General features: G+C 56.3%; 8 protein-coding genes and 1 pseudogene. 7 read left to right on the top strand and 2 right to left on the bottom strand.

Annotated features, from left to right (window positions below):
* The 6 genes and pseudogenes from NKH19_RS32735 to NKH19_RS32710 form a co-directional block, all read left to right on the top strand.
* Nucleotides 1–206, top strand: a pseudogene (locus NKH19_RS32735) (integrase core domain-containing protein); the annotation flags it as partial.
* 1,563 nt (nt 207–1,769) lie between these two features.
* Nucleotides 1,770–3,038 (top strand): DegT/DnrJ/EryC1/StrS family aminotransferase, encoded by a 1,269-nt coding sequence (locus NKH19_RS32730; RefSeq protein ID WP_352983837.1) that lies wholly within the window; start codon nt 1,770–1,772, stop codon nt 3,036–3,038.
* A 35-nt stretch (nt 3,039–3,073) separates the two neighbouring features.
* A complete protein-coding gene (locus NKH19_RS32725; RefSeq protein WP_352983836.1) occupies nt 3,074–3,829 on the top strand; it encodes an amino acid kinase family protein in 756 nt (251 codons plus the stop codon).
* Nucleotides 3,826–4,656: a nucleoside-diphosphate kinase gene (locus NKH19_RS32720; RefSeq protein WP_352983834.1), complete on the top strand. Its 831-nt coding sequence runs from the start codon at nt 3,826–3,828 to the stop codon at nt 4,654–4,656. Before NKH19_RS32725 ends, NKH19_RS32720 begins: the two co-directional genes overlap by 4 nt.
* Nucleotides 4,653–5,333, top strand: coding sequence for a methyltransferase (locus NKH19_RS32715; protein ID WP_023802639.1), 681 nt, complete (start codon nt 4,653–4,655; stop codon nt 5,331–5,333). The genes NKH19_RS32720 and NKH19_RS32715 overlap by 4 nt, the downstream gene beginning before the upstream one ends.
* Complete coding sequence (locus tag NKH19_RS32710) at nt 5,330–5,845, top strand: hypothetical protein (protein ID WP_352983831.1); 516 nt, start codon at nt 5,330–5,332, stop codon at nt 5,843–5,845. The genes NKH19_RS32715 and NKH19_RS32710 overlap by 4 nt, the downstream gene beginning before the upstream one ends.
* Here the strand turns inward: NKH19_RS32710 and NKH19_RS33730 are convergent.
* Nucleotides 5,819–6,178 (bottom strand): hypothetical protein, encoded by a 360-nt coding sequence (locus tag NKH19_RS33730; protein WP_502911099.1) that lies wholly within the window; start codon nt 6,176–6,178, stop codon nt 5,819–5,821. The two genes, NKH19_RS32710 and NKH19_RS33730, sit on opposite strands and share 27 nt — an antisense overlap.
* 106 nt (nt 6,179–6,284) lie before the next feature.
* Here NKH19_RS33730 and NKH19_RS32705 point away from each other — a divergent pair, with 106 nt between their 5' ends.
* Nucleotides 6,285–6,539, top strand: a complete 255-nt coding sequence (locus NKH19_RS32705; RefSeq protein WP_352983839.1) for a LysR substrate-binding domain-containing protein — start codon at nt 6,285–6,287, stop codon at nt 6,537–6,539.
* A 231-nt stretch (nt 6,540–6,770) separates the two neighbouring features.
* On the opposite strand, the gene NKH19_RS32700 is transcribed toward NKH19_RS32705, so the two are convergent.
* Nucleotides 6,771–7,435 (bottom strand): DUF1173 family protein (locus NKH19_RS32700; RefSeq protein WP_352983828.1); only part of this gene is annotated, 665 nt, incomplete at its 5' end.

The raw sequence follows: 7,435 nt of genomic DNA, 5'->3' as shown, positions 1-7,435 counted from the left end.
CGCCAAGCTTAACGAACCTGACGTACCGAACAAATGATGGCACCAAGAACATCATGCCGGATAATGCCTTCGTGGAAAGCTTCAACGGACGCCTCCGCGACGAACTCCTGAACGAGACGCTGTTCCCTTCATTGCCGCAGCCGCGCGCTGCGCTTGCCAGTTGGCGAACGGATTATAACGTCCATCGCCCACATTCGCGGCTCGGGTAGCAGACATCCTTCGAGTTCGCCAACACCTTCAGCCCGCGACGGGACACGGCGCTACGCACCATGATCGGCTCCACGTCTTTGCCCGTCGCTCAACCCGCCCCACAGGGCAAGACCGACCGCCTGAGCGAACTTCGGGTCGGATAAAAGCTGCGGGCAACGTCAATGCTGAGGAAGGAAGAGGATTACCGAAATCCGGCAACGGTGCCTGCATGAGCATTCAGCAGCACACCTGAACCGGGTCCGAATGGGCAAATGATCTATCAGATCGGGATCAGGAAAACCAGAATGACGCACCAAGCCTCGCGCTCGCTTTCTAGATGTGGACCTGATCCGCGTATCACCATACCGGCCCGCGGCAGGTCATGGCCGCAACTCAAGGCCTGACACAAGACCGTCAAAATCTTCCCTGCAAAACGGCTGGCATCCACACAAGAGTCATATATCTGGCCCGCTGCACCGCCCATTTGATGGCATGGACCTCCCCTTCCGATGTACGGAAATGGAGGAACATCTACCCCACAAGCGTCATAACGCCGACTGATGTCGAGCGCGGCCGCCCGGTGAGGCCGGTGCCGCTCCCTCGCGGGCCAAGATCCTGACGCCAAATACTTTGGCACAAAAGATGCTGCAAACGCACCGCCGCGACAAAAACTGTGGGGTCGATGCGCTGACGACCGTCAGGCAGCACCAGATGGCGCGATGCGGCTATGTCGAGAACAGCGCCGACGGTATCGCTTCAGCCCGAACGGCAATCAGGCGCGCCCGAAATTCGCACAAAGCGTGTGGTCAAGGTCGGAATCGGTGAGCGAGAAAGCCAGCAGATATTTTAGTCAATACTGCTTCTCGGCTTCTCGCGGCATCCCGCCGCTTTCTCGATCCGACAGACCCTCGGCGAATTGAAGTAAGGTGATGAGGGTCAGGCAGGATGGCGTCGCGGCGAGCAGAAAAGAGCTACGACCGCTGAGGGCCATGGCAGATCGGCCTCAAATCGTCAGCCAGCCGGCTTGCGGAAAAGCAGCTTTGGCGACCCGCATCGTTGCCTCAGGAATCGTCACTGAAAGTTCGCAAGTTCTGGACGCAACTACTTGCAATACCCCCCGGGTGGGTTGAATACCCAGGAATTCAAGGGCCCTCTCCATCGGTTGAGCCCGAAGTGCGGACTTCGCCGACAGTATCAACTTTGGCAAGTGGCACGAATTTTGAGCTATCCCTGATGCAAAGCAACGGAAGCTGCCGAATAGCTTCCTGTGGTACGAAACGCAACGGATGAAATGAAGGAAAGCAGACAGCATGTCAGATCGGATACGGATCATTGTGAGCATAATTCTCGCCTCACAACACCGGTCACGAGTTTGAAGCCGCCTTTCTGAACTCAACGTACCGAAGGGTGTCACGGCACCCGGTTTCCTCTCAGGGGCGAACTCTCTGTTCTTGAGCGTTCCGCCGGGGCCGAGCCTCCGCTTGGAAACGTAAAGCGTACGAAAGGTGGGTTGGTTCGGCTCTGCCTTCGCGAGTGACCGATGGTCGACACCACCATCAGGCTAGCGTCTGGAGGACTATATGAATAAGCATGGAAGCTTAGTCTCGGAAGCAAGCGCAACACGCGTTCACCAAAACGACACTTCTCTCGCCCTCTTCGGAGGGAATCCTACAGTGCCGGCCGGGCGAGTTGTCCCCTGGCCAGCTGCCAAACGCAAGCATCTGAAGGCGCTCGCCAGTGTTGTCAAAAGCGGCAAATATCATCGCGTCAATCACCCTATTGTCACTGAGCTCGAAAAGCGCCTAGCGGAGTGGTCGGGCAACTGGTCTGTGCGCGCTGTTGGAAGCGGCACAGCCGCTATTCACGTGGCCCTCGACTATTACCGGAATCGAGGCCGCCGAGCTGTCACCTCGGCTTTGAACTGGCCAGGAGCCGTCGGCCCCATCGCGATCAGCGGACTCGAGCCGGTCTTTGTCGATGTAGAGCCAAACCTTGCGGGAGTTGATCAGAAGATGGCGGCCGCCCTCATCGAGCCAGGGGACGCGGTGGTGCTCATAACTCACCTGTTCGGAAATAACATTTTGGTTCCGGATCTTAGGCTGGCTGCGCGAGCGGGTGACGTGGCAATTATTGACGATGTCTGCCAATCGATTGGCGTTGCGAAAAACATTGTCAATGGATCTTACTTAGAGACCGACGCACTTGCTCTCTCAGGAAACGGGGCCAAACACCTCGGAGCGGGTGAGCTTGGGTTTGTTCTGACAAGGGACCCTGCTCTGATTCACCATGTCGATAAGGTTTCGCTGACAAGCTCGTCGCGATGTGGGGCTAGAATTTTCTCCCCGAGTTCGAAAGGCTACAATTACCGACCCAACGTATTCTCTGCTGCCATAGCCAACCACAGGCTCAAGCGCCTAGACCGGCAGCTCAAAAAAAGGCGAAGCAACGCAATGTTCCTCTGGCAGGAAATTGGCCATCTCTCAGGGCTTCTGCCTCTTTTCGATCCAGCAGTTCATCAACAATCCGTGCTTAGTCTCCCGCTTCGTCTTGCGCCGGAAAAGCTCGGTTTTCTAGGTGGCCCCTCGGCCAGGGATTTCATCGTTAAGCTCCTTCAAGCCGAGGGAGTTCCTGTCATGGTTTGGCTGACGAAGCCCGTTTTTGAGTATCTCCCGGACGTCAGCAAGAGATGGTCAAGGACCGATTTTCCAAACACCATGATGCTACTGAACACTATGTTTTGCGTGTCGGAGATGGCTCCGCCAAACGGCGCAGAAGTGATGAAATTGTACGCGGCCGCATTCCAAAAGGTTTGGGCAGCGCTTCCAAATCTAACCTCGAAAATCCCTTAGATCGTGTGTTGGCCGGAGGGCGGGAGGGCGAAACGATGGACGGCTTAATAAAGGGTTTTCCGCCATATGGCTTTTCGATTGTTGTGAAATTCGGCGGGAGCATCATGCGGGACCTTGCCGTGTGTAAGCTTGCACTGGCTGAACTTGAGCGTCTCGCCGGTGACGGTCATCGAATACTACTTGTTCCGGGCGGCGGCATCCCGGACAAAGCAATTGAAACAATTGATGCGGCCGAGCCATTGGACTCGTTTACGGCGCATCATGCGTGTGCGCTAGCACAGGACCAAACGGGGTATTTGCTTGCGGACACCGCCTTCTCTTCCAAGCTTGTTCCATCGGCCAGCCTAGGTGAATGCCGAAATCTCGCGAGAGTTGGAAAGATTCCAGTCCTGCTACCTTCCCGTTTGCTGTTTGCGGCTGATCCAGTGGAATGGAGTTGGGATGTTACATCCGATGCCGTTGCCGCGTGGGTCGCTTGGCTCACCGGGGCACCACGGCTGGTGATTTTGACAGATGTTGATGGCGTGTATCGTGGTGGAGCAACCGAAGATCCCGCTGCACTTATAGAGCAGATCGCTGCTCAAGATCTTCTCCTTCTCGGCCACACGTCGATTGACGCGTGCGCGGTCCAGTTCATGGCGCAGAAACGCCTCCCCGGCGTGGTGATTAACGCTCGTCATTCTTCTCGTCTCTCCGATTGGCTCGAAGGGAGGCGCGTTAAAGCGACCAACATTACCGTCGGAAGCAGCAAAGCCTATATCGGAACCGAGGATCTGGGGGGGGCGGCATGATGCCCTCCACGGCACTAGTAGTTTATGGCCCAGAAGTCGCGCGCTCCGGAATCACGTGCCTGCTCGACGATTTTATTCGCAGGCGAACCGGCCTGGAACTCGCGGAGCGATTCTTTTCAATCCACAGTCGTAGATCGATCGATGCGTTTTATTCCCTGACACATTCCACCGGGGGGAACCATTGGCCATTGGTACTGGACTTGTTCGACATGCGTCCGGTTTGCGCCACAATCTGGAGCGGACCTAATGCGCTGCACCTGTCGCAAGGCCTAAAGGGTAATACACAGCCGGCCCATGCTATAAGCGGCACCGTACGCAGTCTCTTTTTTTGCGACAATCCCGTGACGAACCTCCTCCATGTGAGCGACAGTCCAGAAGTAATGCAGGCCGAGCTGACAATACTTCGGCGCCAATCCTTGGGCAACGAAGTGGCCGCCTGGAATTCTCTGGATACCGGCCACATCGCCCATTCATCTTTCCAGATGTTGTTAAACGTTCTTTGCGACAGGGAATCTGTGCAGATGCCGGACAATGGGGGTGATGGTAGCGCCTTTGCTCACGCGAGATCAAGTTACGGCAAAGCACTCCTACTCGCATCAAAGAGGGGCCTGACAACGGCCGTCCACCGGTACCTTCATGGGGATCGAGCCGGTCTAGAAGGCGTTGTTCAGCACGCATCTGTCCGCTCATCTTGGGACCGCCTCGTCCTTGAGGCTGGTCTGTTTTCAATGCCTCTTTGGCATTGCCTGCTGAAGCGAACCGTCGATGCCGTCGAGCCTGAATCAGATAGCGACGACTACCGCATCGATCTGGGGGAGCACATATGAGCGAACTCGATAGTATCAGGACAACGCTGCGGACAAGCCAACAAGGCACTTTCCCGCGCCATTTGCAGGAATTCGGGCTTGATCTGATCGTACTGGAAGGGGTTTTTCCTCCTGAGAGTTTCGAGGGTTGGCGTTGGATTAGCGAGAATTTCCCGCCATTCGCCGGAAAGACCATATTAGAAATCGGCTGCGGCTTCGGTCTTCCCGGCCTTCTGTTGGCAAAAAGTGGTGCGCGGTCGTTAGTAGCTTGCGACATCAACCAGAGGGCGGTCGCGAACACATTGGAGAATGCCAAAAGAAACGGCATCAAGAACGTGGAAGCTATCGAAAGCGATTTATTCACAAACATCCCCCGTCGCAGGAGATTCGATATTGTATTTTGGAATTACCCGTCGAACTTCGCTGCAGAAGATTACATGTATGTAGATGACATCGAACGTGGCGCGATCGATCCAGGGTATAACTTGCTCAAGCGTTTTTTGTCGGAGGGCCCAAAGTTCCTTACAAAAACAGGTCGTATCGTTCTAGGATTCGGGACTAATGCCCGTGACGATCTCCTTGAACACATTGCGGCTTCGAATGATCTCACATGTGTGATGCTGCGGTCCGGAACCTATCCCCACGTGAACGTAATTTACAGGCTGTTCTCAATATCCAAGAAGGATATAAGGATATGATTTCCGACGTGATGCACACTGGATTTGTGGCTATTTCGCCCAACCGGTGCAAAGATAGTTGGGTGGCCGGCAGCAGCGTCCTTTCGCAATTCATCCAGCGTGTGCCGAATGATGTTGACGTTCATCATGTCAATTTGGTCGCATTTATGGAAGCTGTGGACAAGGATACAAGGGCTCTGGCAGACGCGGGGTTCTCCATCGCCTCACAGCGACCTGCCGGCGCGGAGTTGGAGATCGTGTTCTTGGGGTCGAACGGGACCTTGGCGATGAATTGGGTTCTCGAAGAGGAGCGACCAACGGCGTTAGTTGATGATCCGCTTCTTGGGACACGGGCGAGCTTCGCGGACGTCATCGCGCGAAAGATTGAGATGTACTTGGAGGGCCACCATTCGAAGCATAGGGATGATCTGCTTGCACTCCTGGAGCATTCCGCGTTGATGGCTGATGAAATCAGCCCGGACAAATTGGTTGCTATGATTTCCGCGCTAGGGCTTGTTGAGAATCAGGATTGATCGGGATAGGGGGACGCCTCGCGGCGCCGCCCCTCCCACACCACAGGGCATACGGATCACGTACCACGGCGGTTCGACCGGATTAAGCTTCGACAGAGACATAGAGGCGGGGAGGACCGAGCGACTCGAAGTGTTGGTTGCGCAGGGCCTGTTGGACCGCCGGGTGTCCTGACATGCGCCAGAATCCCGTCGGTGAACCAGCAGCAACCGCGGCCCGGAGCTTTGGCACGCCACAACGGCGCAGCTCCTTGTACGGTTGTGGCCGTTCCCCCATTGCCGCCAAAGATACATGCGTAATCTTCGGCGGGTCCACGCTTCCAAGTTCGTAAGCACCCGCAGGGTCTGGCAGAAGCCGAATAGAATACCTTCCTAAAAAACATGCCTGCAATTTCAATTAGACCCGTAGAGGTCAGGATACAACTTTGGGTAGGCGCACTACATAATCGACCAAGGTTGCGCCAGCGGGCTGGAAGGCGCGGCAAAGAGCAGCACGGCCGGACTCCTTCCCGCTTATGTATGCCAGCCGGCCGTCGCGGTCGGCCGCCTCGTGGAATTGCTGCCTGGGTGGGAAATTCCCCCCTACGAAATGATGCTGATCTTTCCCAACCTGAAGAACCAGTCCAAGGCGCAGGCCGCATTCCGCGATTATGTGAAGACCTTCGACTTTTCAGTGTTTGGCGTTGGACGGAACTAGAATTTCTCGGGTCCTACGGTCGCGTTGTTCCCTGTCGCAACGTGGGGTTCGGCAAGGGCGAATGGCATGCCGAGTATCAGGCGCCCACTCTCCTCTCGCCGCGGATCTTCGCAAATCCGCAGCATGCTCACCGAAAAGGACGATCGCTGGTCACCCCTCACCATACCGTAATGAATCGATGGCCGCCAATCGATTCACAACATTGATGGAAATCTGAGATGTCGTCCCAGCCTATGGAAGGGCGGGCATCTCCCCCTCATCGACCCGCCAGGTCCACGCACCCATCTCCGGCCGGTTCGCGATCATGTCCTGCAACGAAGCCTCGAACGCTTCGTCCGCACCGGCCGGCACGACAAAGAGTGCGGTCGGCTGCTGCCTGTTCTGGAGCAAAGCGTTGGCGATCGGCTGGTCGGTTTGCAGGTCGCAGCGCAATCCCTTCACGCTTTTCTCGCGAAGGCGAGCGAGCGCATCGACAAGCCGCTTTTCCGGGACCGTCTCGTAAGGAACCCAGTTCTCGGACACCACCATCAACGCGACCTCCTCGACAATGGCGAGGCCGGCCGGGTTCAGTCCGAACGTCGCGATCGTCATGAGATGTGAGCTGGAATCCGCTCCCCACAGCGACAATTCTTTCTCGAAACGTGCCCGCAAGCGGCGGTGCAATGCATCGTCGATGATGAAGGGAAAGCCGGGCAAATGTCTGATGACAAGTTTTTGGCCGGAGCGGGCAGGCATAATCTCTTTCACCTCGCCTACCAGGACCAGCAACTTTCGTGGGCCGGATTTCGGCGGGAGCGCAGGTGCAAGAACCCCGGGAGGCTTCAATGGCGAGGACCGCACCAACCCGACCTTCGCAGATCGCCGCCAGAAGCTTCTCAAAGCCCGGACGGCTGATG

It is taken from the genome of Mesorhizobium sp. M1338 (assembly GCF_040318045.1).
Taxonomy (GTDB): domain Bacteria; phylum Pseudomonadota; class Alphaproteobacteria; order Rhizobiales; family Rhizobiaceae; genus Mesorhizobium.
Note: the sequence above shows the minus strand (reverse complement) of the source record. Positions and strands in the feature narration are given on the sequence as shown.